Source organism: Pseudomonas sp. AM4(2022) (assembly GCF_036346515.1).
Classification (GTDB): domain Bacteria; phylum Pseudomonadota; class Gammaproteobacteria; order Pseudomonadales; family Pseudomonadaceae; genus Aquipseudomonas; species Aquipseudomonas paracarnis.
In genome coordinates, this window is the sequence record NZ_JAOTNW010000078.1 from 1 (window position 1) to 356 (window position 356).

Below are 356 nucleotides of genomic sequence, written 5' to 3' on the forward strand. Positions count from 1 at the left end.
TTGCTCAAGGTCGCGGTGTAGGTGATCTGGCCACCTTCGTTAACAGCACTTGGCGCTGTCAGCGTAACGGTGGTGGTGTTATCGGTACCCGGTGTGTCCGTAACGGTGGTGTTTACTGCCGTCGTGCCAGGAACCAGGTTTTCAAAGTGCTCGCCGCCAGTGACGCCCTTGATGGCGGTGGTGACGGTTTGATCGCCCTTGTACACGTCATCAGGAGCAAGAACCGAAACGCTACCGCTCGATTGGTTTACGCCGATGGTGATGGTTTTACCGTTATCCAAAGTGACGGTCAGCGGGTTGGTGATGTTAGTCACCGGCGCGCCGTTTTTATCCACAAGGCTGGCGGTGTAGACGAT

The 356-nt window shown here is 55.9% G+C and carries 1 protein-coding gene; it reads right to left on the reverse strand.

Annotated elements, in window-relative coordinates; all coding sequences use genetic code 11:
• Positions 1 to 356: immunoglobulin-like domain-containing protein (locus tag ODQ19_RS28055; RefSeq protein ID WP_330211842.1), on the reverse strand; the 356-nt coding region annotated here is incomplete at both ends.